The sequence below is a fragment of the Mycobacterium paraffinicum genome (genome assembly GCF_025822865.1).
Lineage (GTDB): Bacteria > Actinomycetota > Actinomycetes > Mycobacteriales > Mycobacteriaceae > Mycobacterium > Mycobacterium paraffinicum.
The window spans coordinates 16,938-42,834 of sequence record NZ_JACKUR010000025.1; the positions used below are offsets into that span (position 1 = coordinate 16,938).

General features: G+C 69.3%; 26 protein-coding genes and 1 pseudogene. 11 read left to right on the top strand and 16 right to left on the bottom strand.

Annotated features, from left to right (window positions below):
• The first annotated feature begins 1 nt into the window (after position 1).
• The gene (gene ctpC, locus H7J89_RS14600; protein ID WP_264044407.1) at positions 2-2,176 is read left to right on the top strand and encodes a manganese-exporting P-type ATPase CtpC; all 2,175 of its coding nucleotides are present in this window, start codon (positions 2-4) and stop codon (positions 2,174-2,176) included.
• 31 nt (positions 2,177-2,207) lie between these two features.
• On the opposite strand, the gene H7J89_RS14605 is transcribed toward ctpC, so the two are convergent.
• The 3 genes and pseudogenes from H7J89_RS14605 to H7J89_RS25755 all read right to left on the bottom strand — a co-directional run.
• A complete protein-coding gene (locus H7J89_RS14605; RefSeq protein WP_264044408.1) occupies positions 2,208-2,864 on the bottom strand; it encodes a cation efflux transmembrane domain-containing protein in 657 nt (218 codons plus the stop codon).
• Positions 2,865-2,929: 65 nt separating this feature from the next.
• Positions 2,930-3,295 carry an AMP-binding enzyme gene (locus H7J89_RS25935; RefSeq protein WP_372513787.1) on the bottom strand — a complete coding sequence of 122 codons (366 nt, stop codon included), beginning with the start codon at positions 3,293-3,295 and terminating at the stop codon, positions 2,930-2,932.
• Between the two features lie 96 nt (positions 3,296-3,391).
• Positions 3,392-4,530, bottom strand: a pseudogene (locus H7J89_RS25755) (AMP-binding protein); the annotation flags it as partial.
• Between the two features lie 114 nt (positions 4,531-4,644).
• Here H7J89_RS25755 and H7J89_RS14615 point away from each other — a divergent pair.
• On the top strand, positions 4,645-5,559 hold the full coding sequence (locus tag H7J89_RS14615; protein WP_264044409.1) for a class I SAM-dependent methyltransferase: 915 nt from the start codon (positions 4,645-4,647) through the stop codon (positions 5,557-5,559).
• Between the two features lie 13 nt (positions 5,560-5,572).
• Positions 5,573-6,754, top strand: a complete 1,182-nt coding sequence (locus H7J89_RS14620) for a CoA transferase (RefSeq protein WP_264044410.1) — start codon at positions 5,573-5,575, stop codon at positions 6,752-6,754.
• Between the two features lie 2 nt (positions 6,755-6,756).
• Here the strand turns inward: H7J89_RS14620 and H7J89_RS14625 are convergent, their stop codons facing one another.
• The 6 genes from H7J89_RS14625 to H7J89_RS14650 form a co-directional block, all read right to left on the bottom strand.
• Positions 6,757-7,197: a response regulator gene (locus H7J89_RS14625; RefSeq protein ID WP_068007929.1), complete on the bottom strand. Its 441-nt coding sequence runs from the start codon at positions 7,195-7,197 to the stop codon at positions 6,757-6,759.
• Complete coding sequence (locus H7J89_RS14630; RefSeq protein WP_264044842.1) at positions 7,194-8,720, bottom strand: sensor histidine kinase; 1,527 nt, start codon at positions 8,718-8,720, stop codon at positions 7,194-7,196. Before H7J89_RS14630 ends, H7J89_RS14625 begins: the two co-directional genes overlap by 4 nt.
• 71 nt (positions 8,721-8,791) lie before the next feature.
• Positions 8,792-9,985, bottom strand: coding sequence for a PP2C family protein-serine/threonine phosphatase (locus H7J89_RS14635; protein WP_372513781.1), 1,194 nt, complete (start codon positions 9,983-9,985; stop codon positions 8,792-8,794).
• A gap of 136 nt (positions 9,986-10,121) precedes the next feature.
• Positions 10,122-11,291, bottom strand: coding sequence for an acyl-CoA dehydrogenase (locus tag H7J89_RS14640; RefSeq protein ID WP_264044411.1), 1,170 nt, complete (start codon positions 11,289-11,291; stop codon positions 10,122-10,124).
• 16 nt (positions 11,292-11,307) lie between these two features.
• On the bottom strand, positions 11,308-11,829 hold the full coding sequence (purE, locus tag H7J89_RS14645) for a 5-(carboxyamino)imidazole ribonucleotide mutase (protein ID WP_264044412.1): 522 nt from the start codon (positions 11,827-11,829) through the stop codon (positions 11,308-11,310).
• Positions 11,816-13,108, bottom strand: coding sequence for a 5-(carboxyamino)imidazole ribonucleotide synthase (locus tag H7J89_RS14650; RefSeq protein ID WP_264044413.1), 1,293 nt, complete (start codon positions 13,106-13,108; stop codon positions 11,816-11,818). The genes purE and H7J89_RS14650 overlap by 14 nt, the downstream gene beginning before the upstream one ends.
• 97 nt (positions 13,109-13,205) lie before the next feature.
• Here H7J89_RS14650 and H7J89_RS14655 point away from each other — a divergent pair, with 97 nt between their 5' ends.
• Positions 13,206-13,865, top strand: coding sequence for a GtrA family protein (locus H7J89_RS14655; protein WP_264044414.1), 660 nt, complete (start codon positions 13,206-13,208; stop codon positions 13,863-13,865).
• Here the strand turns inward: H7J89_RS14655 and H7J89_RS14660 are convergent.
• Genes H7J89_RS14660 through H7J89_RS14670 form a run of 3 tightly spaced genes read right to left on the bottom strand, consistent with a single transcriptional unit; the run spans position 13,820 to position 16,767 of the window.
• Positions 13,820-14,338, bottom strand: a complete 519-nt coding sequence (locus H7J89_RS14660) for a PH domain-containing protein (RefSeq protein WP_066949936.1) — start codon at positions 14,336-14,338, stop codon at positions 13,820-13,822. The two genes, H7J89_RS14655 and H7J89_RS14660, sit on opposite strands and share 46 nt — an antisense overlap.
• 33 nt (positions 14,339-14,371) lie before the next feature.
• Entirely contained in the window at positions 14,372-15,184 is an 813-nt protein-coding gene (locus H7J89_RS14665) for a biotin--[acetyl-CoA-carboxylase] ligase (protein WP_264044415.1), read from the bottom strand.
• Between the two features lie 17 nt (positions 15,185-15,201).
• Positions 15,202-16,767, bottom strand: coding sequence for an FAD-binding protein (locus H7J89_RS14670; protein ID WP_264044416.1), 1,566 nt, complete (start codon positions 16,765-16,767; stop codon positions 15,202-15,204).
• Between the two features lie 35 nt (positions 16,768-16,802).
• Here H7J89_RS14670 and H7J89_RS14675 point away from each other — a divergent pair, with 35 nt between their 5' ends.
• The 7 genes from H7J89_RS14675 (at position 16,803) to H7J89_RS14705 (ending at position 23,343) form a co-directional block, all read left to right on the top strand.
• A complete protein-coding gene (locus H7J89_RS14675; RefSeq protein ID WP_264044417.1) occupies positions 16,803-18,443 on the top strand; it encodes an acyl-CoA carboxylase subunit beta in 1,641 nt (546 codons plus the stop codon).
• 56 nt (positions 18,444-18,499) lie between these two features.
• Positions 18,500-18,757, top strand: a complete 258-nt coding sequence (locus H7J89_RS14680; protein WP_264044418.1) for an acyl-CoA carboxylase subunit epsilon — start codon at positions 18,500-18,502, stop codon at positions 18,755-18,757.
• The gene (locus tag H7J89_RS14685) at positions 18,754-19,404 is read left to right on the top strand and encodes a Maf family protein (protein ID WP_264044419.1); all 651 of its coding nucleotides are present in this window, start codon (positions 18,754-18,756) and stop codon (positions 19,402-19,404) included. The genes H7J89_RS14680 and H7J89_RS14685 overlap by 4 nt, the downstream gene beginning before the upstream one ends.
• A gap of 101 nt (positions 19,405-19,505) precedes the next feature.
• Complete coding sequence (locus H7J89_RS14690) at positions 19,506-20,399, top strand: sulfurtransferase (RefSeq protein ID WP_067205237.1); 894 nt, start codon at positions 19,506-19,508, stop codon at positions 20,397-20,399.
• Positions 20,396-20,833 carry a SufE family protein gene (locus H7J89_RS14695; RefSeq protein WP_264044420.1) on the top strand — a complete coding sequence of 146 codons (438 nt, stop codon included), beginning with the start codon at positions 20,396-20,398 and terminating at the stop codon, positions 20,831-20,833. Before H7J89_RS14690 ends, H7J89_RS14695 begins: the two co-directional genes overlap by 4 nt.
• Before the next feature lie 108 nt (positions 20,834-20,941).
• Positions 20,942-22,735 (top strand): acetyl/propionyl/methylcrotonyl-CoA carboxylase subunit alpha, encoded by a 1,794-nt coding sequence (locus tag H7J89_RS14700; RefSeq protein WP_264044421.1) that lies wholly within the window; start codon positions 20,942-20,944, stop codon positions 22,733-22,735.
• Positions 22,736-22,911: 176 nt separating this feature from the next.
• Entirely contained in the window at positions 22,912-23,343 is a 432-nt protein-coding gene (locus tag H7J89_RS14705; protein ID WP_264044422.1) for an STAS domain-containing protein, read from the top strand.
• Here H7J89_RS14705 and H7J89_RS14710 read toward each other — a convergent pair.
• From H7J89_RS14710 to H7J89_RS14725, 4 genes are all read right to left on the bottom strand, one after another.
• Positions 23,314-24,102 carry an RNA polymerase sigma factor SigF gene (locus tag H7J89_RS14710; protein WP_264044423.1) on the bottom strand — a complete coding sequence of 263 codons (789 nt, stop codon included), beginning with the start codon at positions 24,100-24,102 and terminating at the stop codon, positions 23,314-23,316. The two genes, H7J89_RS14705 and H7J89_RS14710, sit on opposite strands and share 30 nt — an antisense overlap.
• Entirely contained in the window at positions 24,099-24,536 is a 438-nt protein-coding gene (locus H7J89_RS14715) for an ATP-binding protein (RefSeq protein WP_055405180.1), read from the bottom strand. Before H7J89_RS14715 ends, H7J89_RS14710 begins: the two co-directional genes overlap by 4 nt.
• A 389-nt stretch (positions 24,537-24,925) precedes the next feature.
• Positions 24,926-25,237: a protein UsfY gene (gene usfY, locus H7J89_RS14720; RefSeq protein ID WP_264044424.1), complete on the bottom strand. Its 312-nt coding sequence runs from the start codon at positions 25,235-25,237 to the stop codon at positions 24,926-24,928.
• A gap of 95 nt (positions 25,238-25,332) precedes the next feature.
• Positions 25,333-25,716, bottom strand: a complete 384-nt coding sequence (locus tag H7J89_RS14725; RefSeq protein WP_264044425.1) for a hypothetical protein — start codon at positions 25,714-25,716, stop codon at positions 25,333-25,335.
• Positions 25,717-25,897 lie beyond the last annotated feature (181 nt).

Below are 25,897 nucleotides of genomic sequence, written 5' to 3' on the forward strand. Positions count from 1 at the left end.
GATGGCGCTCGCCACCGCCCTGGAGCCGGTCGGATCGAAAGACCCCGCGCTGCAGATCCTTTCGGATGCGGCCGGGCGCATGCGGGTTTCCGTCGACTGGCTGCGGTGCGACTCCCGGCGCGCGGTGGCGGTCGAGGAGGCCGTCGCCAACGAGGACGGCGTGCGCGTGGTGCACGCCTACCCGCGCACCGGATCCGTCGTCGTCTGGTATTCGCCCCGGCGTTGTGACCGCGCCGCGGTGCTGGCCGCGATCAGTTCCGCCGCGCATGTCGCCGCCGAGCTGATTCCCGCACGCGCGCCGCATTCGGAGGAGATCCGCAACACCGACGTGTTGCGGATGGTCGTCGGCGGTGCCGCGCTGGCCCTGCTCGGCGTGCGCCGCTACGTGTTCGCCCGGCCGCCGCTGCTCGGCCCGAACGGCCGGGTTCTGGCCACCGGCGTCACCGTCTTCACCGGCTACCCGTTCCTGCGCGGCGCGCTGCGCTCGCTGCGCTCCGGCCGGGCCGGCACCGACGCCCTGGTGTCGGCGGCGACGGTGGCGAGCCTGGTGCTGCGCGAGAACGTGGTGGCGCTGACGGTGCTGTGGCTGCTCAACATCGGCGAGTACCTGCAAGACCTCACCCTGCGCCGGACCCGGCGGGCCATTTCCGAACTGCTGCGCGGCAGCCAGGACTCGGCGTGGATCCGGCTGACCGACGGGGCGGAAGTCCAGGTCCCCATCGACAGCGTCCAGATCGGCGACGAGGTGATCATCCACGATCACGTCGCGATACCGGTGGACGGCGAAGTGGTCGACGGCGAGGCGATCGTCAACCAGTCCGCGATCACCGGCGAGAACCTGCCCGTTTCCGTCATGGTCGGCGCGCACGTGCACGCCGGGTCGGTCGTGGTGCGCGGGCGCCTGGTGGTGCGCGCGCAGGCCGTCGGCAACCAGACGGCGATCGGGCGCATCATCACCCGGGTCGAGGAGGCCCAGCACGACCGCGCGCCCATCCAGACCGTGGGCGAAAACTTCTCCCGCCGTTTCGTTCCCACCTCGTTCATCGTGTCGGCCCTCACCCTGGCGGTCACCGGCGATGTGCGCCGCGCGATGACCATGCTGTTGATCGCGTGCCCCTGCGCGGTGGGCCTGTCCACCCCGACCGCGATCAGCGCCGCGATCGGCAACGGCGCGCGCCGCGGCATCCTGATCAAGGGCGGCTCCCACCTCGAACAGGCCGGCCGGGTCGACGCGATCGTGTTCGACAAGACCGGAACGCTGACCGTCGGCCGCCCGGTTGTCACCAATATCATTGCCCTGCACAAGGATTGGGAACCCGAGCAGGTGCTGGCGTATGCCGCCAGCTCGGAGATCCATTCCCGCCATCCGCTGGCCGAGGCGGTGATCCGCTCCACCGAGGAACGCCACATCACCATCCCGCCGCACGAGGAGTGCGAGGTCCTGGTGGGCCTGGGCATGCGAACCTGGGCCGACGGCCGCACCCTGCTGCTGGGCAGCCCGGGGCTGCTGCGAGCCGAAAAGGTGCGGGTGTCGAAGAAGGCGTCGGAGTGGGTGGACAGGCTGCGCCGCCAGGCCGAGACCCCGCTGCTGCTCGCGGTCGACGGCAAGCTGGTGGGGTTGATCAGCCTGCGCGACGAGGTGCGGACCGAGGCGGTCGAGGTGCTGAAGCAGCTGCGGGACAACGGCATCCGCCGCATCGTCATGCTCACCGGCGACCACCCGGACATCGCCCAGGTGGTCGCCGAGGAGCTGGGCATCGACGAGTGGCGCGCCGAGGTGATGCCGGAGGACAAGCTCGAGGTGGTGCGCGGGCTGCAGAACGACGGCTACGTGGTCGGCATGGTCGGCGACGGCATCAACGACGCCCCGGCGCTGGCGGCCGCCGACATCGGGATCGCCATGGGCCTGGCCGGAACCGACGTCGCCGTCGAGACCGCCGACGTGGCATTGGCCAACGACGACCTGCACCGGCTGCTCGACGTGCGCGACCTGGGCGCCCGGGCCGTCGACGTCATCCGGGAGAACTACGGCATGTCCATCGCCGTCAACGCCGCCGGGCTGATCATCGGCGCCGGGGGCGCGCTGTCCCCCGTGCTGGCCGCGATCCTGCACAACGCGTCGTCAGTCGCGGTGGTGGCCAACAGCTCCCGGCTGATCCGCTACCGGCTGGAGTAGCAATAGTGGCGGGCAGGCGCCGCAGAAGAACTCAGCAGCCGCAGTCATGGCCGCGCCAGGCGCGGACGCCCTGCCAGGCGGCGACGCCGGCGATCCCGAGTCCGACCGCCGGGTCGATCCACCATCCGCCCGACCACGACGCCGTCGCGGCGAGCCCCACGAGCACCCCGGCCGCCTGGGCGGCGCACAGGTAGTTCTGGATCCCCTCGGCCTCGGTGGCTTCCGAGTCCAGCCGCAGGCCGAGCCGGCGGTTGGCGCGGCCGAGAATCGGCATCAGCAGCAAACCGCTGGCCGTCAGCGCGATGCCGATCAGCGAGGCCCCGGCGTGGCGCTCGCCCATCAGCTCGCGAAGTGATTCGGCGGCGACGTAGGGGGCGGTCAGCCAGAACGACACCGCGACACCGCGTTGCGCGCGCCGCTCGGCGTTCGGGTCGAACGTCCGCGCCCCGCTGAACCGCCACACCACCATCGCGCTGGCCAGCGCCTCGGACACCCCGCCGAGGGCCCACCCGGTCAGGGCCACGGACCCGACGGCCAGCCCCTGCCACAGGCCGATGCCGCCCTCGACGAGCACCGCGGCCAGGCTGACCCAGGCCAGCCGCCGCGCCCACTCGGCGTCGCGCTGCCAACCGGCGTCCCGCGTCGCTGCGATGGTGCATTCATCGGCGATGACAGAGGAGGTGGTCATTGCGCGAGGCTAGCGGCGATCGCGCACGCTCGCGGGCCCAGACACCCGCTAGTAACACAATCGTGTCAAACCCGACTGGTCAGCACCCGCTTGAGCACCTTGCCGCCGGCGTTGCGCGGCAGCTCGTCGACGAACAGCACGTCGCGCGGAATCTTGAAGCGCGCCAGCCGGTTTCGTACGTATTCCCGAACTTCGTGCTCGGTGAGCGTCGTGCCCGGGCGGAGCACGAGGTAGGCGCGCAACCGCTGCCCGAACTCCTCGTCGTCGACGCCGACGACGGCCGCGTCGAGGATGCCGGGATGCTGCACAAGCGCCTCTTCGACCTCGCCGGGGTAGACGTTCTCCCCGCCGGAGACGATCATCTCGTCGTCGCGCCCGTCGATGAAGAGCCTGCCGTCGGAATCGAAATGACCGATGTCGCCGGTGGACATCAGGCCCTGAACCGACTCCTTGGTGCCGCCATCGGTGTATCCCTCGAAGGTCAGCACGTTGCCGACGAAGATCCGACCCCGCGTCCCCGGCGGGACCTCGCGGCCGTCGTCGCCGAAGATCTTGACGACCGAGCCCGGGACCACCGCACCCACGCAGCCGGGCGCGACGGTCAGGTCCGCGGGCGTGGCGATGGTGGCGTAGGCGACCTCGGTCGATCCGTACATGTTGTAGACCACGGGGCCGAGCGCCTCGAGCGCCCGGGTGGCCAGCGCGCCACCGAGCTGGGAACCGCCGATGAACACGATGCGCAGCGACGACAGGTCGTGCTCGGCCAGGGCCGCCGGGCCCAGATCAAGGATGCGCCGCAACATGATCGGCACGACGATCATGGCGCTGGCCCGATGCGCGGCCACGCTGGCCAGCGTCTCTCGGGCATCGAATCGGCGGCGCAGTACCAGGGTCGAGCCCAGCACAATCGCATACAGTGGCTGAAACCCATCGAATGAAGCAGTGGCACACAGCATTCCGTGACCTCCCGGCCGCGGAACGGCACCTTGCCGAGCAGACCGCCCACCGGTATCAGCGAGTGCGGCTCGGAACGCGCGGCGCCCTTCGGTGTTCCCGTCGTCCCACTGGTCGAGATGACGATCTTGGGCCGCCCACCCGACGAGGGCGGCGGACGGGGATCCCCGCGTTTGATCAGCGCGTCCAGGGTGTCGGGCGCGGGCGTATCGGTCCAGGCCCGGATCCGGCCCAGCCTCGGCCGGACGTCCCCGACGACGGCGCTGTACTCCTCGTCGTAGACCAGGAGGTCCGCGCCCTCGCGGGCCAGCGTCTCGGCGAACTGCGTGCGCCCGAAGCCGGTGTTGAGCAGCAGGATGAATGCGCCGCACTTGCCGGCGGCGAAGACGGCCTCGAGAAAGCCCCGGTGGTTGCCGGCCAGGATGGCCACGCCGGCGCCCGGGCCGAGCCCGCGCCGCCGCCACTCGTTGGCCAACGCGTTGGTCCGCTCGTCCAGCTCACCGAACGTCAGGGGCCCGCGCTCGTCGATCAGCGCCACCCCGTCGCGGTCTCGCCCGGCCGCGATCGCCGGCGCCGCCCCCAGCAGCCCGTAGCGATCGAGGGCGCGCAGCACCGGCACGATCCGCCCGGGCGGCAGCCACCCCAATCCGCCGGAGCGGGCATAGAGAAACAGCGACCGGGCTTCCAAACCCGCGCGCCCGAAAAGGTCCACATGTCGATGCTGCCGCCGCCCCTCGCCTTGGATAAGGGCGCAACGCCACTCCGACAGGGGTCTTTCGTCACCATCGTTACTCTGGTTAACGACTAGACGGAAAGGGCATTGCCGATGACGCGCACCGACAACGACAGCTGGGACCTGGCCACCAGCGTGGGGGCCACCGCCACCATGGTGGCGGCCGGACGGGCCCGGGCCACCCGTGACGCGCTGATCGACGACCCGTTCGCCGAGCCGCTGGTGCGCGCCGTCGGCGTCGATTTCATGACGCGATGGGCCGCCGGCGAATTGAGTTCGGCCGACGTCGACGAGCCCGGCGCCCCGTGGGGCATGCAACGCATGACCGACATGCTGGCCGCCCGCACGCGCTACATCGACGCGTTCTTCGCCGAGGCGGGTGCGGCGGGCATCCGCCAGGTCGTCATCCTGGCCTCCGGCCTGGACGCGCGCGCCTACCGGCTGCCGTGGGCGGCGGGCACCACGGTGTTCGAGATCGACCAGCCGCAGGTCATCGAATTCAAGACGGCAACCATCGCCGAGCTGGGCGCCCAGCCCAGCGCCGAGGTGCGGGCCGTCCCGATCGACCTGCGCCACGATTGGCCGTCGGCGCTGCGCGAGGCCGGCTTCGACACCGGGCGGCCGGCCGCCTGGGCCGCCGAGGGCCTGCTCGGCTTCCTGCCCCCCGAGGCGCAGGACCGGTTGCTCGACGACATCACCGCGCTCAGCGCCGACGGGAGCCGGCTGGTGGCCGAGATCTTCAGCAACTCCGGCGACAACGGGGACGCCCTGAACGCCGCGAGCGAGAAGTGGCGGGAGAACGGGCTGGACATCGCGCTCGGCGACCTCGGGTTTCCCGGCGAGCGCAACGACGCGGCTACGTATCTACAGCGGCGGGGCTGGCGCCCGGTTCGCACACCCCTGAATCAGTTGTTGGCCGACAACGGGTTACCTTTGCAGCGCACCGAAGCCGGTGCGCCGTTCGCCGAGAACTACTACTGCATCGCGGAGTTGCACACGGCCCGTTGACGGAAGGCCACCCATGGCAGACAGCACGCCCGCCAAGCCGCTTGACGGGTTCCGGGTACTCGATTTCACCCAGAACATCGCCGGGCCGCTGGCCGGCCAGGTGCTGGCCGACCTGGGCGCCGAGGTGATCAAGGTCGAGGCGCCCCTGGGCGAGGCGGCCCGGCAGATCACCGCGGTCCTGCCCGGGCGCCCGCCGCTGCCCACGCTGTTTCTGCCGCACAACCGGGGCAAGAAGTCGGTGGCGGTCGACCTCACGAACGACGAAGCCAAGCAACAGATCCTGCGGCTGGTCGACACCGCCGACGTCGTGCTGGAAGGGTTCCGCCCCGGCGTGATGGAGCGGATGGGCCTGGGCCCCGACGAGTTGCGCGCCCGCAACCCCCGGCTCGTCTACGCGCGGCTGTCTGCCTACGGCGGCAACGGCCCGCACGGCAGCAGGCCGGGCGTCGACCTGATGGTCGCGGCCGAGTCGGGCATGACGACCGGGATGCCGACGCCGACCGGCAAACCGCAGATCATCCCCTTCCAGCTCGTCGACGCCGCCAGCGGTCACGTGCTGGCCCAGGCGGTGCTGGCCGCGCTGCTCAACCGGGAGCGCCACGGCGTGGCCGACGTGGTGCGCGTCGCCATGTACGACGTCGCGGTCAACTTGCAGGCCGGCCAGCTCACGATTCATCTGAACAAGCCCAGCGCGGCGGCCAACCCCGACGCCACACCGAAACCCAAGAAGCGCAAGGGAGTTGGCTTCGCCACCCAACCGTCCGACGCGTTCAAGGCCGCCGACGGGTACCTGGTGATCAGCGCGTACGTGCCCAAGCATTGGGCGAAGCTGTGCCAGATCATCGGTCGGCCGGATCTGCTGGACGACGAGCGGTTCATCGATCAGCGTTCGCGGGCAATGAATTACCCCGAGTTGACCGAGGAACTCGAGTCGGCGCTGGCCGCCAAGACGGCGGCCGAATGGGTTGAGCTGCTTCAGGAAGCTGGCCTGATGGCCTGCCTGGCCTACACCTGGAAGCAGGTGGTGGACACCCCGCTGTTCGGGGAGAACGAGCTCGCCCTGCGGGTGGGCACCGGCGGCGACGCGGTCACGGTGGTGCGCATGCCGGCGCGCTACGCGAGCTTCGACGCGGCGGTCACCGATCCGCCGCCCGCGCCCGGGCAGCACAACGACGAGTTCCTCACCGCGCCATAGCCTTACAGGCTGGGCAGGCGCACCACCTGGACGAAGAACTCGTCGATCTGGCGGACCGCCTTCATGAACTGGTCCAGGTCGACCGGCTTGGTGACGTAGGCGTTGGCGTGCAGCTTGTAGCTGCGCAGGATGTCCTCCTCGGCCGAGGAGGTGGTGAGTACGACGACCGGGATCCGGGCCAGGTCCGGGTCGGACTTGACCTTCTCCAGCAGCTGGCGGCCGTCGTACTTGGGCAGGTTCAGGTCCAGCAGGATGAGGTCGGGCCGCGGCGCATCCTCGAACTTACCGCGCTGGTAGAGGTAGTCGAGGCCTTCCTCTCCGTCGTGCGCCACGTGGAGCCGGTTCTTGAGCTTGTTGTGCTCGAACGCTTCCCGCGTGATGAGCTCGTCCCCCGGGTCGTCCTCGACGAGCAGGATGTCGATCGCTCTGCCTTCTGATGTCATTGATGCGCTCCTTCCAAAGCGTCTGAGTCTGCTTCGCCGGCGGGCTCGGGCATCGGCAGCGTGAACTCGAACCGCGTCCCCTCGGTGTGAGTCGGGTCGATCCGGATGGTGCCGCCGTGGTGCTCGACGATCTTCTTGACCAACGCCAGGCCGACGCCCGTCCCGGCGTACACGTCGCGGCCGTGCAGGCGTTGGAAGATGACGAAGACCTTGTCGGCGAACTCGGCCGGGATGCCGATGCCGTTGTCCGACACGGTGATCAACCACTCGCCGTCGTGGATGCCGGTGCCCGGCGTGCACTCGATGACGACGCGGGGCCGGCGATCTTTGTGCCGGAACTTCACCGCGTTGCCGATGAGGTTCTGCCACAGCATCGTCAGCAGCATGGGGTCGCCCTTGATCCGCGGCAGCGCGTCGGGGCGCACGACTTCGGCGTCCGACTCCTCGATCGCGGTGGACAGGTTGGCCAGGCCGGAGTCCAGCGCCGTGTCGAGCTCCACGTCGGTCTCCGTGGCGCCCAGCCGGCCGACGCGCGAGAAGGTGAGCAGGTCGTTGATCAGCGCCTGCATCCGTTTGGCCCCGTCGACCGCGAATCCGATGTATTCGATGCCGCGCTCGTCGAGCTTGTCGCCGTATCGCCGCTCCAGCAGCTGGCAGAACGAGGCGACCTTGCGCAGCGGCTCCTGCAGGTCGTGCGATGCGACGTAGGCGAACTGCTCGAGTTCGGTGTTGGACCGGCGCAATTCGGCCGTCTGCTCGTCCAGCTGCGCCTGGGCCGTGCGCGACGTTTCGAGCTCGTCCACCATGCGCTTGCGCATGTTCTCCACGTCGATCGCCATGTCGCGGATGTCTTTGGGCCGCTTGGGCGGTGAGATGCTTTCCTCGAAGTTGCCCTCGGTGATCCGCCGGCACGCCGCGGCCAGCGCGGCGAGCGGACGCGCGACCGTGTCGCGGATCAGGAACCCCAGCAGCCCGGCCGTGACGAAGAACAGCAACACCATGGCGCCGAACGCCCTGTCGCGCCAGGCATCGACGCGTTTGAGTTCGTTCGCGGCGGTCGTCCGCGCGGCGGACAGGTTCGCGTTCTGGCTATCGAAAAGCATTCGCAAATGGTCGAATTCGGCTTTGCCGCGCTCCGCCGACGGTTTGCTCGTGACGTTCTTGCCGTTCGGCCTGACGGTGCCGATGACCGGTTCGGCATAGCTCGCCCGCCACCTGGCCGCGGCGTTCTCGATCGCGTCCAGGTCGCCGATGAGGTCCGGACGCTCGCTCAGGCGGCGCCGGATCTCGTCCACCGCGGCGCGTTCGGCGTGCTGCCCGTCGTAGTAGGGAGTGAGGAATTGCCGGTCCCCGGCGATCAGGTAGCCCCGGATGCCCGTCTCCTGGTCGCGCAGCGCGGCCTGCAGCTGGAAGGCCGCCACGCGCGCCGGCTGGATGTTGTCGAGGAGGTCGCGCGTCATCTGGTCGGTGCGGTCCAGCAACAGCGCGCCGACGAGTGCGCCGGCGAGCACCATCACGCCCATGCTGACCAGGACGAGGGCCTGCCAGCCACGCACGGTGAGCTGCGCCAGGGGCAGGCGGCGCGACCTCGGGGTCACGGGGTGGTCCGTTCGACCCGCAGCACGGCGATGTCGTCGGTGAGCCCGCCGTGCGACTGGGCGAGTTCCTGGGCGCCGTCGATGAGCGCGTCGACGAACTCCGGACCCGGCCGGTTCGCGTGCGACCGGGCCAGCTCGAGCAGACCGTCCTCGCCGAGGCGCTGGGTGCCTCGTCCGGAGTATCCCTCGAAGAGTCCGTCGGTCAGCAGCAGCAGGCCGTGGCCCGCGGGAAACTCCATCTCATAGCGCGGCCAGTCGTCGTCGGCGCGCAGGCCCAGCGCCGGACCTCCGGGCGGCTCCACCCACTCGACCGTTCCGCCGCGCTGCAACAGCATCCCGGGGTGACCGGCGCGGATGACGGTGATGCGCGAGCTGTCGGCCGGGATCTCCAGGCTGAGCACCGTCGCGAAAACGCCTGTGCCCGTTCGCTCGGAGTGCAGCACCCGCTCGAGCTGCCGCATCAGCTCCACCCCGTGCACGCCGGCGAAGGTGAGCGCGCGGAAGGCGATGCGCAGCGCCGCGCCCAGGGCGGCCTCGTGCGGCCCGTGCCCCGCGACGTCGCCGATCAGGACGTGAACGACCCGGTCGGGCGTCTGGACCACGTCGTAGAAGTCCCCGCACAGCAGCGCGTCCTCGCGGCTCGGCCGGTACCGCGCGACGATGTCGACGCCCGGGTTGTCCAGCAGCAGCGGGGAGGGCAGCAGGCCGCGTTCCAGCAGGGCGTTCTCGCGGGCCCGCAGCTGGGTCGCGTGCAGGTCGGCGGCGATCAGCTCGGCACGCTTGCGCTCGATCGCGTACAGCAGCGCGCGCCGCAGCATCTCGGGCTCGACACGGCCCTTCACCAGGTAGTCCTGGGCGCCGGCGGCGACCGCCGAGGCGCCGAAGTATTCGTCGTTCAGCCCGGTCAGCACGACGATGGGAACCGTGGCGTCGTGCTTGGCGATGCGGTCCAGCGCGTCCATGCCGTTGGCGTCGGGCAGGTGCAGGTCCAGCAGCACGCAGTCGGGCCGGGCGGAGGCGAGCTCACGCTCGGCATGGGCCATCGACTGCGCCCACACCACCTGGATATCGGCGACCGCATCGGCGATCAGGTCCTCCACCAGCACCGCGTCGGCGCGGTCGTCCTCGACCAACAGCAACGACAACGACTGCCAATTCGCCGCCGGGGTCACTGGAGCGCGTACGGGCATCAATTGCCGGTCATCCCGGCGCGCGCAGACGACGCCACGCCGTTCACTGAGACCCCCACGGTCAGACCCATTCGCACGACTCTACGTGTGGCCCCACCACCCCGAATGGCGGCCCTGAGAGATCCTAGCGTCGCGTTCAGCGCAGCAGCGCCCGCGACATGACGACGCGCTGAATCTGATTCGTGCCCTCGTAGATCTGGGTGATCTTGGCGTCGCGCATCATCCGCTCGACCGGGAAGTCGACGGTGTAGCCGGCGCCGCCGAAGAGCTGCACCGCGTCGGTGGTCACCTCCATCGCGACGTCGGAGGCCCAGCACTTGGACGCCGCGGAGATGAAGCCCAGGTTGGATTCGCCACGTTCCGCGCGGGCGGCCGCGTGGTAGACCATCAGCCGGGCCGACTCCAGCTTCATGGCCATGTCGGCGATCATGAATTGCACACCCTGGTTGTCGCTGACGGGGCGGCCGAACTGCTTGCGGTCCTTGGTGTAGGCGATGGCGGCGTCCAGCGCGCCCTGCGCGATGCCGACCGCCTGGGCACCGATGGTGGGGCGGGTGTGGTCCAGCGTCGCCAGCGCGGTCTTGAAGCCGGTACCCGGCTCACCGATGATCCGGTCGCCCGGGATGCGGCAGTTCTCGAAGTACAGCTCGGTGGTCGGGGAACCCTTGATGCCGAGCTTGCGCTCTTTGGGCCCGACGGTGAACCCCTCGTCGTCGGCGTGCACCATGAACGAGGAGATGCCGTTGGCGCCCTTGTCCGGATCGGTGACGGCCATGACCGTGTACCAGCTCGACTTGCCGCCGTTGGTGATCCAGCACTTTGCGCCGTTGAGAATCCAGTCGTCGCCGTCGGCCTTGGCCCGCGTGCGCATGGAGGCCGCGTCGCTGCCGGCTTCCCGCTCGCTCAGCGCGTAGGACGCCATCGCGGTGCCGTCGGCGATCGACGGCAGCACCTGCTTCTTCAGCTCGTCGGAGCCCCGCAGGATCAGCCCCATGGTGCCCAGCTTGTTCACCGCGGGGATCAGCGACGCCGAAGCGTCGACGCGGGCGACCTCCTCGATCACGATGCACGCCGCGACGGAATCCGCCCCCTGGCCGCCGTACTCCTCGGGTACGTGGACCGCGTTGAAGCCGGACGCGTTCAGCGCCTCCAGCGCCTCGTCCGGGAAGCGCGAATTCTCGTCCACGTCGGCGGCGTGCGGGGCGATCTCCTTCTCCGCCAGCGCGCGGATCGCCGCCCTCAGCTCCTGGTGCTCCTCGGGCAACTGGAACAAATCGAACGACGGGTCTCCGGCCCAACCAGCCATCTCTCAAGCCTCCTTGCTACTCGCCGGTAACTTTACCGTGCAGCTGCTGTAGCGCCTCATCCTTGGCACGCACGCTCTCGGCCAGCTGGCCTTGGAACTCGACGAGGCGGGCCCGCAGCGCGGGATCGGATGCGCCGAGGATGCGCACGGCGAGCAGCCCCGCGTTGCGCGCGCCACCGATCGAGACCGTGGCCACCGGGACGCCCGCGGGCATCTGCACGATCGACAGCAACGAGTCGAGGCCGTCCAGCCGCGCCAGCGGCACCGGCACCCCGATCACCGGCAGCGGCGTCGCCGACGCGACCATCCCGGGCAGGTGGGCGGCGCCGCCGGCGCCGGCGATGATGACCTCGATGCCGCGGTCGGCCGCGCCGCGCGCGTAGTCGAACATCACCTGGGGCGTGCGATGCGCCGAGACCACCCGAACCTCGGCCGGTACGTCGAACTCGGCCAGCGCCGCCGCGGCGTCGGACATCACCGACCAGTCGCTGTCGCTGCCCATGATGACCCCGACGCGCGGTTGCTCACTCATGGCCATTTATGCCGCTTCTCCCGCCTTTTCCTATCGCACTGCTCTTTTTATCGTCGCCGGCATGCGGATCCCATCCGTCCGTCCACCGCCCGTGCGACAACCAGTGTGCCGCCAACTCGGCGCGCGTCCGCAGCGCGGCCACCTCCGCCATGTCGGTGCCCAGGAAATTGACGTGGCCGACCTTGCGACCGGGGCGTTCCTCCTTGCCGTAGAGGTGCACCCGGGCGTCGGGCATCCGCGCGAACAGGTGGTGCAACCGCTCGTCGATCGTCATCGCGGGCCGCTCCGCGGCGCCGAGCACGTTGGCCATCACCGTCACCGGCGCGATCGCGTCGGTGTCGCCCAGCGGATAGTCCAGCACCGCGCGCACGTGCTGTTCGAATTGACTGGTGCGCGCCCCGTCCATGGTCCAGTGCCCGGAGTTGTGCGGCCGCATCGCCAGCTCGTTGACGAGCAGCTCTGAGTCGGTGGTCTCGAACAGCTCGACCGCGAACACCCCGACCACACCCAGCTCGGCGGCCAGGCGCAACGCCAGCTGCTGGGCGGCGGCGGCGACGTTGTCGGGCAGCCCGGGCGCGGGCGCGATCACCTGCACGCAGATCCCGTCCTGTTGCACCGTCTCGACGACCGGCCACGCCGCACCCTGGCCGAACGGTGAGCGCGCCACCAACGCCGACAATTCACGGCGCAGACTGACCTGCTCCTCGGCCATCACCGGCACCTCAGCCGCCAGGAAGTCGGCCGCGATCTCCCGGGCGTGCAGAGGATCGCGTGCCATCCGCACCCCGCGCCCGTCGTAGCCGCCGCGGACCGCTTTCACCACCACGGGGCCGGCGATGCGCCGCGCGAAGGCATCGAGTTCTTCGACGCTCCGGATTTCGGCGTAACCGGGCACCGGAACGCCCAGCGACTCCAGCCGCCGGCGCATGACCAGCTTGTCCTGGGCGTGCAGCAGCGCCTGCGGCGGCGGGGCGACGTTGACGCCCTCGGCGACCAGCTTGTCCAGCAGCTCGCCCGGCACATGCTCGTGGTCGAACGTCAGGACATGGGCCCCGGCGGCGACCCGGCGCAGGTCCTCCAGCTCGGTGTGCGAACCGATCACGACGTCCGGGGTGACCTGCGCGGCCGGCTCGTCGGCGGCGGTCGCCAGCACCCGCAGCGTCTGCCCCAGGGCGATCGCGGCCTGATGGGTCATCCGGGCGAGCTGGCCGCCGCCGACCATGGCGACCAACGGCGCTACTGCGGGGGCGGCCCTGGGCGGGCGTGTACTCGGCACGGCCATCATGGTGTCACGGCGCGGGCGGCGTGTTGACCGGCGGTGACACCGAATCGTTATGTACGATTTTGCGTCGATTTTGTGTCCGTCCGTACACTGACCACTTGTGCCCTTCGCCGACGCCGCAATCGCGCGCATGCCCGGGTTTCTTCAGCCCTATTTGCTGCGCCACCACGAGCTGATCAAATTCGCCATCGTCGGCGGAACCACGTTCGTGATCGACTCGGCGATTTTCTACACGCTGAAGCTGACAATTCTGGACTCCAAGCCGGTCACCGCGAAGGTCATCGCCGGAATCGTCGCGGTGATCGCGTCCTACGTGTTGAACCGCGAGTGGAGCTTCCGCGATCGCGGCGGCCGGGAACGTCACCACGAGGCGCTGCTGTTCTTCGCCTTCAGCGGCGTGGGGGTGCTGCTGTCCATGGCGCCGCTGTGGTTCTCCAGCTACGTCCTGCAGCTGCGGGAGCCGATGGTCTCGCTGACCTTGGAGAACATCGCCGACTTCATCTCGGCCTACATCATCGGCAACCTGCTGCAGATGGCCTTCCGCTTCTGGGCGTTCCGGCGCTGGGTGTTCCCCGACGAGTTCGCGCGCAACCCCGACAAGGCACTGGAATCCGCCCTCACCGCCGGCGGCATCGCCGAGATGCTCGAGGACGAGATCGAGGGCGGGAACGTCACTCCGCTGCGCACCTGGCGCAACCGGGCGGGCCGGTGGGGTCAGCTGGGCGACTCCTCCGAACCCAGGGTGTCGAAAACTTCGTGATACAGCAGCGCGTGCACCTCGCGCAGGCGGGGAATGTCGTAGAACTCCAACGGATCCTGTGACGCCGATTCGATAATCAGCGTGCCGGTGCGAAACATTCGCTCGGTGATCCGGTCGCGGAATTCCACGCTGTTGATCCGCGCCAGGGGAATATCGATTCCGGTGCGGGTCAGCACCCCGTGCCGAAACATCACCCGCCGGTTCGTCACGACGAAATGAGTGGTCAGCCAGCTCAGGAACGGCCACAGCGTCAGCCAGCCGACGATCACCAGCCAGATGCCCCAGATGACGCCGTAGATGATGTTCTTGGCCAGCTGGCCCCAATGCGTCGAGTTCAGGTATCCCGACCCGAACGCCGCCAGCGCGGTCGCCAGCAGCAAGGCCACGACGGGCCAGATCAACCGCTTCCAGTGCGGGTGGCGGTGGACGATAACCTGCTCGCCCGCGGCCAGGACGTTATCCGGGTAGCTCATGCCCGCCGACATTAGCCGCGCGGGGCCGGACAACTAGCGCAAATGCACCACGTCGCCCGCCGAGACGACGACGGTCTCTCCCCCGGTGTCGATGCACAGCCTGCCCTGCTCGTCGACGGCGGTCGCGTCCCCGATGACTTCCTTGCCTCCGGGCAGGTGGGCCCGCACCCGGTGGCCGATGGTCAGGCTGCGCGCCCGGTAGTCGGCCGCCAGCGCCCAGTCCGCCCCGCGCGCGGCGCGCCACGCCACGATCCGCCGGCCGAGCTCGGACAACAGCCCGCACACCAGCAGGGTGCGGTCGGGAGCCCGCACACCGAGGTCGAGCAGCGAGGTGGCCCCCTCGATGCCGTCGGGCGCCTGAAACACGTTGAGCCCCAATCCGATCACCACGACCGGCCGGGCCACCTCGGCGAGGATGCCGGCCAGCTTGCCCGGGGATTCGGGGGCGCCCGCCAGCACGTCGTTGGGCCACTTGAGCCCCACCGGGACCCCGCCGAGCAGCGGGGCCACAGTGTCGACCACCGCGACCCCGGTGGCCAGGGGCAACCAGCCCCAGCCGGCGGTCGGCACGTCGACGATGCTGACGCCGACCGACATCGTGATCTGGGTCCGCGGGGTGGCCGACCAGGTGCGACCGTGCCGCCCGCGGCCCGCCGTCTGGTGCTCGGCGATCAGCACCGCCCCGGCCACGTCGGTCCCCGACGCCGCTCGCGCGAGCAGGTCGGCGTTCGTGGAGCCGGCCTGTTCGACGACGTCGAGTCGGCGCCAGCCCAGTCCGGTGCCGATCAGTTCGGCGCGCAGCGCACCCTGGTCCAGCGGTGCCCTGAGCTGATCTCGGTCTGTCACTGGACCCAGCCTAGAACTCACCGGCACCGGCGGCTCGCGTCTCGCATGTCCAGGGCGGCCAGGTGGCTGAACAGCATGCTGGTTCCGATCGGGTTGCCGCCCCCGGGGTAGGCGGTGCCGCTGGGCGCGGCCATCGTGTTGCCGGCGGCGTACAAACCGGGGATTGGGTGGCCGGACGTGTCGAGCACCCGGGCGGCGGTGTCGGTGCGCAGGCCGCCCTTGGTGCCCAGATCCGAAATGCCGAAAGCCGCGGCGTGATACGGCGGCCGATCGATGGGTACCAGTGGCGAGGCGCCCCCCGAGAACGCGCGGTCGAAAGCCTCGTCGCCCCTTCCGAAGTCCTCGTCGACGCCGGACGCGGCAAAACCGTTGAACCGGGCCACCGTTGCCGCCAGCTGCCGGCCCGGGACACCGATCTTGTCGGCCAGTTCCTCCAGGGTGTCCGCGGAGTGCCACAGGCCGGCGGCGACGTAGCGCTCCGTCTCGACGATGGAGACGTTGGCCGCCTTCACCGGCGGCACTTCGCCGTCGGTGTCGTCGTAGATCATCCAGTACGGCAACGTGATTGACCCGTTCTGCAGTTGCGCGATGATCTCGCGGCCGGCCCGGTCGTACGCGCGGGACTCGTTGACGAACCGGTTGCCGTCCTGGTTCACGAAGATGCCACCGGTGAACCACAGCGCGAAGGCGGACCGGCCGTCCGGGTGGGTCATGCCCGGCGACCACCACGCCTGATCCAGCAGGTCGGTGTCGGCGCCCGCGGCGATGCCGGCCTGTAGCGCCAGCCCCCGGCTTCCCGGGCCGCCCATGGTGTCTCGGGCCGCGCCCGGCACCCCGTATTGGCGCCGCAACTCCTCGTTGTTCTCGAAGCCGCCGGCGGCCAGCAGCACCCCCCGCCGGCTCCGGATCGCGCGGCGCTCACCGTCGCTCTCGACGATCGCGCCCGTCACCGCCCCTTCGGACATCACCAGCTCGACCAGGGCGGTGTCCCGCCGCAGCGACGCCGTCGGATACTGCTCAATCGCCTTGAGGAACCGCGCGATCAGCGCGCGACCCCCGAGGTAGTAGTCCGACGGCGGTTCCGCGCCGAGCCGGTCGGTGTCCAGCGGCCCGCGGATCACCTCCCGCAGTTCGGGGGCTGCGGCCACCTTCCAGGGCTTCGCGGCGATGTGGCGGCGGCCGTCCAGCCGCGCCTTCGGCGCTCTGCCGTAGTAGTCCGGCCAGGGCAACGGTACGAACTTCAGCAGGGGGTCGGCTTCCAGGTACTCGATCAGCCGGGCGCCGCCGCGGACATAGGTTTCCTGCAGTTCACGGGGGGTGCGGTCACCGACGACGGCGTGGTAGTAGGTCAGCGCGTCCTCGATGGTGTCGTCAAACGAGCCAGGGTCCCCGGCCCGCACCAGCACCGGGTTGCACGGGAACCAGACGCCGCCCCCACCGGAGTAGGCGGTGGTCCCGCCGAATTTCGACGTCGCCTCCACCAGCAACACGTCCAGGCCTTCGCGCGCCGCGGTGTAGGCACCGGTGACCCCGCCACCGCCCGATCCCGCAACCAGCACATCGCATTCGGTCGCCCAGTCCATCAGCGGAGACTAGCCCGCCGCTAAGCTCGGATCCCATGACAAGCGTTACCGACCACACCGCGGAGCCGGCCGCCGAGCACACCATCGACATCCACACCACCGCCGGCAAGCTGGCCGAGCTGCACAAGCGCCGCGAAGAGTCGCTGCACCCGGTGGGCGAAGAGGCCGTCGAGAAGGTGCACGCCAAGGGCAAGCTGACCGCCCGTGAGCGCATCCTCGCCCTGCTCGACGAGGACTCGTTCGTCGAACTCGACGCGCTGGCGCGGCACCGCAGCAAGAACTTCGGCCTGGAGAACAACCGCCCGCTCGGCGACGGCGTGATCACCGGCTACGGCACCATCGACGGTCGCGAAGTGTGCATCTTCAGCCAGGACGCCACGGTGTTCGGCGGCAGCCTCGGCGAGGTGTACGGCGAGAAGATCGTCAAGATCCAGGAACTGGCGATCAAGGCCGGCCGCCCGCTGATCGGCATCAACGACGGCGCCGGCGCGCGCATCCAGGAGGGCGTCGTCTCGCTCGGCCTGTACAGCAAGATCTTCCGGAACAACATCCTGGCCTCCGGCGTGATCCCGCAGATCTCGCTGATCATGGGCGCCGCCGCCGGTGGGCACGTCTACTCCCCCGCCCTGACCGACTTCGTGGTGATGGTCGACCAGACCAGCCAGATGTTCATCACCGGCCCGGACGTCATCAAGACCGTCACGGGCGAGGACGTCACGATGGAGGAGCTCGGCGGCGCCCACACCCACATGGCCAAATCGGGCACCCTGCACTACGTCGCCTCGGGCGAGCAGGACGCCTTCGACTGGGTGCGCGACCTGCTGAGCTACCTGCCGCCCAACAACGCCACCGACGCGCCGCGCTACGCCGAGCCCGTCCCCGAGGGCGCCATCGAGGACAACCTCACCGAGGAGGACCTCGAGCTGGACACGCTGATCCCGGACTCGGCCAACCAGCCGTACGACATGCACGAGGTGATCACCCGGATCCTCGACGACGACGAGTTCCTGGAAATCCAGAACGGCTACGCCACCAACATCGTCGTCGGCTTCGGCCGCATCGAGGGCCGGCCGGTCGGGATCGTGGCCAACCAGCCCACCCAGTTCGCCGGCTGCCTGGACATCAACGCCTCGGAGAAGGCGGCCCGGTTCGTGCGGACCTGCGACTGCTTCAACATCCCGATCATCATGTTGGTGGACGTCCCGGGCTTCCTGCCGGGCACCGGCCAGGAATACAACGGCATCATCCGGCGCGGCGCCAAGCTGCTGTTCGCCTACGGCGAGGCCACCGTCCCGAAGATCACCGTGATCACCCGCAAGGCCTACGGCGGCGCGTACTGCGTCATGGGCTCCAAGGACATGGGCTGCGACGTCAACATCGCCTGGCCGACCGCGCAGATCGCGGTGATGGGCGCCTCCGGGGCCGTCGGCTTCGTCTACCGCAAGCAGCTGGCCGAGGCGGCCAAGGAGGGCAAGGACGTCGACGCCCTGCGGCTAGAGCTGCAGCAGGAGTACGAGGACACGTTGGTCAACCCCTACGTCGCCGCCGAGCGGGGCTACGTCGACGCGGTGATCCCGCCGTCGCACACCCGCGGCTACATCGGCACGGCGCTGCGGCTGCTGGAACGAAAGATCGCGCACCTGCCCCCCAAGAAGCACGGGAACATCCCCCTGTGAGCCGAACGAGCGGAGCGAACGCGGTGAGCGACGGGAGTGAGGCGAACGATCCGGCCATGACAGACGAAAACGGTTCTGAGACAACCGAAGCCGCGCACCAACCGCACGAGCCGCACATCCACGTCCTCAAGGGTCGCCCCACCGACGAAGAGGTGGCCGCGCTGGTCACCGCGCTGGGCGTCGTCGGTGGCGGCGTCCCCGAGCCCACCGAGCCCGAGCCCACCCGCTGGGGTCTGCCGGTGGACCGCCTGCGGTTCGCGATGTCCAACTACCAGCGGCTCACCATGCAGCAAATGACGCACATGAAGCATTGACCCGGCTGGTCCTCGGGTCGGCCTCGTCGGGCCGCCTGCAGGTGCTGCGCCAGGCCGGCATCGATCCGCTGGTCGTCGTCTCCGGCGTGGACGAAGACGCCGTGGTCGCGAAGCTGCGGCCCGAAGCCGCGCCCGCCGAGGTGGTGTGCGCGCTGGCCGCGGCCAAGGCCGAGCGCGTGGCGGGCGAGCTGGCCGGTGCCGTCGCCGCCGATTGCGTTGTCGTCGGCTGCGATTCGCTGCTCTATCTCGACGGCGAACTGTTCGGCAAGCCCGGGTCGGCCGGCGAAGCGATGGCCCAGTGGCGTCGGATGGGTGGCCGGTCGGGCCGGCTGCATACCGGGCACTGCCTGCTGCGGCTGGTCGGCGGCGCGATCACCCATCGCGAAGTGGAATCTGCTTGCACCACAGTGCGTTTCGCCACACCCACGGAGGCCGACCTGCGGGCATACGTCGCCAGCGGCGAGCCGCTGCACGTGGCCGGCGGGTTCACCCTCGACGGGCTGGGCGGCTGGTTCGTCGACGGGATCGACGGGGACCCGTCGAACGTGATCGGTGTGAGCCTGCCGCTGCTGCGGTCGCTGTTGCAGCGGGCGGGGCTGTCGGTGACCGCGTTGTGGGCGGCGAACCCCCTGGGCCGCGAGACATAATCCGCTGCGACCCGTGACGGCGTGTCGTCGCAGACGTTTATGTGTCGCGGGCGGCCAACTCCCGGGACCGGCCGCTGAGCCCTGACGGTAGGCTTTCAGGCGTGGCATTACCCCCGGATCCAAGCCCGACTCTGACGGCCTACGCCCACCCCGAACGCCTGGTCACCGCCGACTGGCTCTCCGCCCATCAGGGCACCCCCGGCCTGGTGATCGTCGAATCCGACGAGGACGTCTTGCTCTACGACGTCGGCCATATCCCCGGCGCCGTCAAGATCGACTGGCACACCGACCTCAACGACCCGAGGGTGCGCGACTACATCAACGGCGAGCAGTTCGCCGAATTGATGGACCGCAAAGGCATCTCGCGCGACGACACCGTGGTGATCTACGGCGACAAGAGCAACTGGTGGGCCGCCTACGCGCTGTGGGTCTTCACGTTGTTCGGCCACCCCGATGTGCGCCTGCTCAACGGCGGGCGCGACCTGTGGCTGGCCGAGCGCCGGGAGACCACCCTGGACGTCCCCACCAAGACCTCCACCGGCTACCCCGTCGTCGCCCGCAACGACGAGCCCATCCGGGCCTTCAAGGACGACGTGCTGGCCATCCTGGGCACCCAGCCGCTGATCGACGTGCGCTCGCCGGACGAGTACACCGGCAAGCGCACACACATGCCCGACTACCCCGAGGAGGGCGTGCTGCGCGGCGGCCACATCCCCACCGCCCGGTCCATCCCGTGGGCCAAGGCGGTCGACGAGAGCGGGCGATTCCGCAGCCGCGAGGAGCTCGAGGAGCTCTACGACTTCATCACCCCGGACGACAAGACCGTGGTGTACTGCCGCATCGGCGAGCGGTCCAGCCACACCTGGTTCGTGCTCACTTACCTGCTGGGCAAGCCCGGGGTGCGCAACTACGACGGATCGTGGACCGAGTGGGGCAACACCGTGCGCACGCCTATCGTCGCAGGTGAAGAGCCGGGAGCCGTTCCGGTCCGATGACCCTGCCCGCCCCGTTGGCCGAGGTGGTCTCCGACTTCGCCGAAGTCCAGGGCCAGGACAAGCTGACGCTGCTGCTGGAATTCGCCAACGACCTCCCGGCCCTGCCTCCCGAGCTGGAAGAGCAGGCCATGGAGCCGGTGCCCGAATGCCAGACCCCGCTCTTCCTCCACGTCGATGCCAGCGACCCGAACCGGGTGCGGTTGCACTTCAGCGCGCCCGCCGAGGCGCCGACCACCCGGGGGTTCGCGTCGATCCTGGCCGCCGGTCTCGACGAGCAGCCCGCGGCCGACATTTTGGCGGTGCCCGAAGACTTTTACACCGACCTGGGCTTGGCCGCGCTGATCAGCCCGCTGCGGCTGCGCGGCATGTCGGCGATGCTCGCCCGCATCAAGCGGCGGCTGCGCGAGTCGGCTCCAAATTCCGGCACCGGCTGATCGGCCCGACGGTGCGGCGCTTAGACTTCCCGGGAGTTGTAAGAAACTCTCTTAAAGAAGCCCACGGCGGAAACACGTCCGCTTCAGATATGCCAAACAGGAGGCGCAGTGGCTAGTCACGCCAGCTCGAGGATCTCCAAAGTGCTTGTCGCCAACCGCGGCGAGATCGCTGTCCGGGTGATCCGCGCGGCTCGCGATGCGGGCCTGCCCAGCGTGGCGGTGTACGCCGAGCCCGACGCCGACGCCCCGCACGTGCGCCTCGCCGACGAGGCGTTCGCCTTGGGTGGCCAGACTTCCGCGGAGTCCTACCTGGACTTCGGCAAGCTCCTCGACGCGGCGGCCAAGTCGGGCGCCAACGCCGTCCACCCCGGCTACGGCTTCCTCTCGGAGAACGCCGATTTCGCGCAGGCGGTCCTCGACGCCGGCCTGATCTGGATCGGCCCGAGCCCCCAGTCGATCCGCGACCTCGGTGACAAGGTCACCGCCCGCCACATCGCGGCGCGCGCCCAGGCTCCCCTGGTGCCCGGCACGCCCGACCCGGTCAAGGACGCCGACGAGGTGGTGGCCTTCGCCGAGGAGTACGGCGTCCCGATCGCCATCAAGGCGGCCTTCGGTGGCGGCGGCCGCGGCATGAAGGTAGCGCGCACCATCGAGGAGATCCCGCACCTGTACGAGTCGGCGGTGCGCGAAGCCGTCGCCGCCTTCGGCCGCGGCGAGTGCTTCGTCGAGCGCTACCTGGACAAGCCCCGCCACGTCGAGGCGCAGGTGATCGCCGACCAGCACGGCAACGTCATCGTGGCGGGCACCCGCGACTGCTCGCTGCAGCGCCGCTTCCAGAAGCTGGTGGAGGAGGCACCCGCGCCGTTCCTGACCGACGCGCAGCGCAAGGAGATCCACGAGTCGGCCAAGCGCATCTGCAAGGAGGCGCACTACTACGGCGCCGGCACCGTCGAATACCTGGTCGGCCAGGACGGCCTGATCTCGTTCCTGGAGGTCAACACCCGGCTGCAGGTCGAGCACCCGGTCACCGAGGAGACCGCGGGCATCGACCTGGTGTTGCAGCAGTTCAAGATCGCCAACGGCGAAAAGCTGGATCTCACCGAGGATCCGACGCCACGCGGCCACGCCATCGAATTCCGGATCAACGGCGAGGACGCCGGACGCGGCTTCCTGCCGGCGCCCGGCCCGGTCACCCGCTACGACACTCCAAGCGGGCCCGGCGTCCGCCTGGACTCCGGCGTCGAGGCCGGCTCGGTGATCGGCGGCCAGTTCGACTCGATGCTGGCCAAGCTGATCGTGTACGGCGCCGACCGGGATGAAGCACTGCGCCGCGCCCGCCGGGCTCTTGATGAATTCCACGTGGAAGGGCTGGCCACCGTCATCCCCTTCCACCGCGCCGTGGTGTCCGATCCCGCTTTCATCGGTGACGGCGACAGCTTCTCGGTGCACACCCGCTGGATCGAGACCGAGTGGAACAACACCATCGAGCCCTTCACCGCCGGCGAGCCCCTCGACGAGGAAGACGCCCGGCCCCGCCAGACGGTGGTCGTGGAGGTCGGCGGCCGCCGGCTCGAGGTGTCGCTGCCCGGCGATCTGGCGCTGTCCAACGGCGCCGCGGATCCGGCCGGCGTCATCCGCAAGAAGCCCAAGCCGCGCAAGCGCGGGGCGCACGCGGGCGCCGCCGCCTCCGGTGACGCCGTGACCGCCCCCATGCAGGGCACCGTGGTCAAGGTCGCGGTCGAGGAGGGACAGGAGGTCGCCACCGGCGACCTGGTCGTGGTCCTGGAGGCGATGAAGATGGAGAACCCGGTCACCGCGCACAAGGACGGTGTCATCACCGGCCTTGCGGTCGAGGCCGGCGCCGCCATCACCCAGGGCACGGTGCTCGCCGAGATCAAATAGCCGCCGGACAATATTCCTGGGAAACAGTTGTCGACCAGGTCTGACGCGGGTAGCGTTCGGGTCAGGTTGAGTTCACAGCCGTCCGGATCACGTCAATTGGCGCGGGGAGGGCGGAACTCCCTGGTTTCCCGCTTCAATCCACGCCTGACGTTTTCCGCAGCACAACTGCTCTACGGATGGAGTCAGTAATGTCTGTGGCCCAATCTTGGCAGCACAGTCGCGCGGCGCAGTTCACGGCGCGCTGGGGGCCGTCGGGGACCCTGGTCACGGTGGACGGTGAGCTCGACGCCGCCAACGCCGACCAGCTCGCGGCCTACGTCCGAAACGTCGTCGGTCGTTCCCGGCGCGTGATCCTGGACCTGCGCGGCCTGAAGTTCATTGGCACGGCCGGCTTTTCGGCACTACACCGCATCAACGTCGTCTGCTCGGGCGCCCAGGCCGATTGGGCGATGGCACCGAGCCCGGCGGTGACAAGGTTGCTGCGCATCTGCGACCCCGACGGCACCCTCCCGGTGACGACACCGATGGCCGAGCCACTTCTGGAACCGCTGCGAGCGGAGGGCGAAGAGCCGCCGTCCCTACTGCAGTTGGTCGCGCAGCCGCGTTAGCGACTTCGCCAGCAGCCGCGACACGTGCATCTGCGAGATGCCGACCCGCTCGGCGATCTGGGTCTGAGTCATCGACTCGAAGAACCTGAGCACCAACACCGTCCGCTCCCGCTCGGGCAGGGCCTCCAGCAGTGGGCGCAGCGACTCCTGATCCTCGATCCGGTCCAGACCGGTATCCACGTCGCCCAGGGTGTCGGCGATCGCGCGGGCTTCGTCCTCCTCGCTGCCGCCGCCGCTGTCGATGGACAAAGTGTTGTACGAGCTGCCCGCCACCAGGCCCTCGACGACCTCCTCGCGGTCCATGTCCAGTTCGGCGGCCAGTTCGGTCGCGGTGGGCGCCCGGCCGAGCCGTTGCGACAGATCCGCGGTGGCGGTGCCGAGGCGCAGATGCAGTTCCTTGAGGCGCCGCGGCACCTTGACCGACCAGCTGTTGTCGCGGAAGTGCCGGCGGACCTCGCCCATGATCGTGGGCACCGCGAAGGACACGAAGTCGGAGCCGGCCTCGACGTCGAACCGCACCACCGCGTTGACCAGCCCCACGCGCGCCACCTGGACCAGGTCGTCGCGGGGCTCGCCGCGGCCCTCGAACCGGCGGGCGATGTGATCGGCGAGGGGCAGGCAGCGCTCGACAATCTTGTCCCGTTGACGCTGGAATTCCATCGAGTCGGCGTCGATAGTCGCCAACTCTCGGAACATCTCCGGGACATCGGCGTACTCGTTCGGGCGCGAGACCGAACCGCCGGCAGCTGGTGGTGTCACCTGCTGGAGGCCGCCCGTCGCGCCGTCAGCGTGATACCGAAAACGCTGCCGGTTTGGTTGGGCTCGCGACCATCGTGGAATGTCTGGACGTCATCGGCCAAGGATGTCAGCACGTGCCAGCTGAAGCTGCCGGGCGCGACCACGTCGTGGGTGTCACACGCCGCCGACGCCTCCACCACCAACTGGTCGTCCTGCGGGTCCACCACCACGACGAGGGTCGCGTCGGGCGTCGCGCAGCGGATCAGCCGGGTGCACACTTCGTCGACCGCAAGCCGCAGGTCCGCGACGGCGTCGAAGTCCAGGTCCTCGAAGGTGCCGATCGCACCGACCAGCGTCCGCAGCATCGCCAAGTTCTCCAGACGTGCCGCGACGTGCAATTCGACGGCGCGGTGGCCGCGCTGACGTTTGTTAGTGCGCAATCCCGCATCGTTCATCTGGTCTCCCGGCAATGTTTGACTGACACTACTACCGCCCCGCAGCCCGCCGTGGACCGTGCGTTCGAGCCGATTAGTCATGGTTTCCGCCGGGTGTGCGGCCCGATGTGGACAGGCCGGAAACCACCGAAACGGTTCGGACACGGCGGCTCGAGCGCGTGGCGATGATCGCCGGGATCGCGCTGGTCGTATTGGTAGTTCTCGCTATAAGCATCTATGTCGGTGTCTTCGTGTTCCTGCCCCCCATGGGGTGAGCACGCTGACGCAACCCTTCCCGCACTCGTCATGGTGCACACCTGATACCCACTCGACGAGGCGGGTAACCCCCCCGCGTTTACTTCCCGACAAAAAAGGGTTCGGCGCTCAGCGACGCCGCGGCGCAAGCGCTCCTAGCTGGCGGGCCACTGCCTGTGTACCTCGGGGTGCTCGGCGTACCAGCGATCAGCGATCCGGCGGATCCGCCGGTGCTCGATCGCCAGCCACACCAACCCGAGGACCGTGGCGATGATCGCCACCACGCCCGCGGTCATGCCCTCGTGGTAATGCCCGCTGCCGAAGGCCGACAGGCTTCCGGATCCTCCGATCACACCCGCTACGACCAACAGGTAGCCGGGCCAGTGCAGTACGTCGATCAGCGACTCCCCGGCGAGTGGCCGCGTTGTCCTGAGATGGTCGACGGGGTCGTGAAATGTGTCTCCCATGGCTGCTCCTAGTGGAGATCGGTAAACCATTCGCAGCTCAATACGGGTTGCACCATCAACGGTAGATCCCCCGGCAGGCCTTGGCGAGGCCCCAGTCAGAGGATCAGCGCCGGGCCGGCGATCGGGGCCACGCCTATGGCGACCATCAGCACCATCAGCGTGAACAGAAACCAGCCCGCGCCGTGCCATCCCCGCCAGGTGCCTTGCGCCTTCCATACCTGATAGGTCCGCAGGAAAGCCCAGAGGCCCCCCGCCAGCAGGATCAGTGGTCCGCCCAGCGCCAGCACCGTCCGCTGGGGCGCGCCGCACGCCGCGGTGTCCACACCGGTGCCAGGACAGGTGCTCACCCACAGCGCGGCCATGACCAGGAAGCCGACCGCCACGGCCGCGGCCGCTGCTGCGAACCGGATGGCGGCACGCACCTCGCCGTCCTCCTGTCCCAAGCGATCACCACCCGATCGCTCATCCGCCTTGTGCATCCGTGCCCCTCATATCCCGGGTAATCAATGTTTTGTTCATCGTTTGCTGCGCCGCAATGGTTACCGCGCGATGACAAGCGGAAATCGCATGGGGACAAATACCCATCGGCAAACCCGGTAAAACGGCCCAGTCCTGGGTATGTTTGCGAAATTCTCATCGGCGCACGAATAGCCCGCACCG

Excerpts from the sequence above, each read along its gene's own strand:
- ctpC (WP_264044407.1), top strand. The coding sequence starts at position 2 with ATGGCGCTCGCCACCGCCCTGGAGCCGGTCGGATCGAAAGACCCCGCG.
- H7J89_RS14605 (WP_264044408.1), bottom strand. The coding sequence starts at position 2,864 with ATGACCACCTCCTCTGTCATCGCCGATGAATGCACCATCGCAGCGACG.
- H7J89_RS25935 (WP_372513787.1), bottom strand. The coding sequence starts at position 3,295 with ATGTCCACCGGCGACATCGGTCATTTCGATTCCGACGGCAGGCTCTTC.
- H7J89_RS14615 (WP_264044409.1), top strand. The coding sequence starts at position 4,645 with ATGACGCGCACCGACAACGACAGCTGGGACCTGGCCACCAGCGTGGGG.
- H7J89_RS14620 (WP_264044410.1), top strand. The coding sequence starts at position 5,573 with ATGGCAGACAGCACGCCCGCCAAGCCGCTTGACGGGTTCCGGGTACTC.
- H7J89_RS14625 (WP_068007929.1), bottom strand. The coding sequence starts at position 7,197 with ATGACATCAGAAGGCAGAGCGATCGACATCCTGCTCGTCGAGGACGAC.
- H7J89_RS14630 (WP_264044842.1), bottom strand. The coding sequence starts at position 8,720 with ATGGGCGTGATGGTGCTCGCCGGCGCACTCGTCGGCGCGCTGTTGCTG.
- H7J89_RS14635 (WP_372513781.1), bottom strand. The coding sequence starts at position 9,985 with ATGCCCGTACGCGCTCCAGTGACCCCGGCGGCGAATTGGCAGTCGTTG.
- H7J89_RS14640 (WP_264044411.1), bottom strand. The coding sequence starts at position 11,291 with ATGGCTGGTTGGGCCGGAGACCCGTCGTTCGATTTGTTCCAGTTGCCC.
- purE (WP_264044412.1), bottom strand. The coding sequence starts at position 11,829 with ATGGCCATGAGTGAGCAACCGCGCGTCGGGGTCATCATGGGCAGCGAC.
- H7J89_RS14650 (WP_264044413.1), bottom strand. The coding sequence starts at position 13,108 with ATGATGGCCGTGCCGAGTACACGCCCGCCCAGGGCCGCCCCCGCAGTA.
- H7J89_RS14660 (WP_066949936.1), bottom strand. The coding sequence starts at position 14,338 with ATGAGCTACCCGGATAACGTCCTGGCCGCGGGCGAGCAGGTTATCGTC.
- H7J89_RS14670 (WP_264044416.1), bottom strand. The coding sequence starts at position 16,767 with ATGGACTGGGCGACCGAATGCGATGTGCTGGTTGCGGGATCGGGCGGT.
- H7J89_RS14675 (WP_264044417.1), top strand. The coding sequence starts at position 16,803 with ATGACAAGCGTTACCGACCACACCGCGGAGCCGGCCGCCGAGCACACC.
- H7J89_RS14680 (WP_264044418.1), top strand. The coding sequence starts at position 18,500 with ATGACAGACGAAAACGGTTCTGAGACAACCGAAGCCGCGCACCAACCG.
- H7J89_RS14695 (WP_264044420.1), top strand. The coding sequence starts at position 20,396 with ATGACCCTGCCCGCCCCGTTGGCCGAGGTGGTCTCCGACTTCGCCGAA.
- H7J89_RS14705 (WP_264044422.1), top strand. The coding sequence starts at position 22,912 with ATGGAGTCAGTAATGTCTGTGGCCCAATCTTGGCAGCACAGTCGCGCG.
- H7J89_RS14715 (WP_055405180.1), bottom strand. The coding sequence starts at position 24,536 with ATGAACGATGCGGGATTGCGCACTAACAAACGTCAGCGCGGCCACCGC.
- usfY (WP_264044424.1), bottom strand. The coding sequence starts at position 25,237 with ATGGGAGACACATTTCACGACCCCGTCGACCATCTCAGGACAACGCGG.
- H7J89_RS14725 (WP_264044425.1), bottom strand. The coding sequence starts at position 25,716 with ATGCACAAGGCGGATGAGCGATCGGGTGGTGATCGCTTGGGACAGGAG.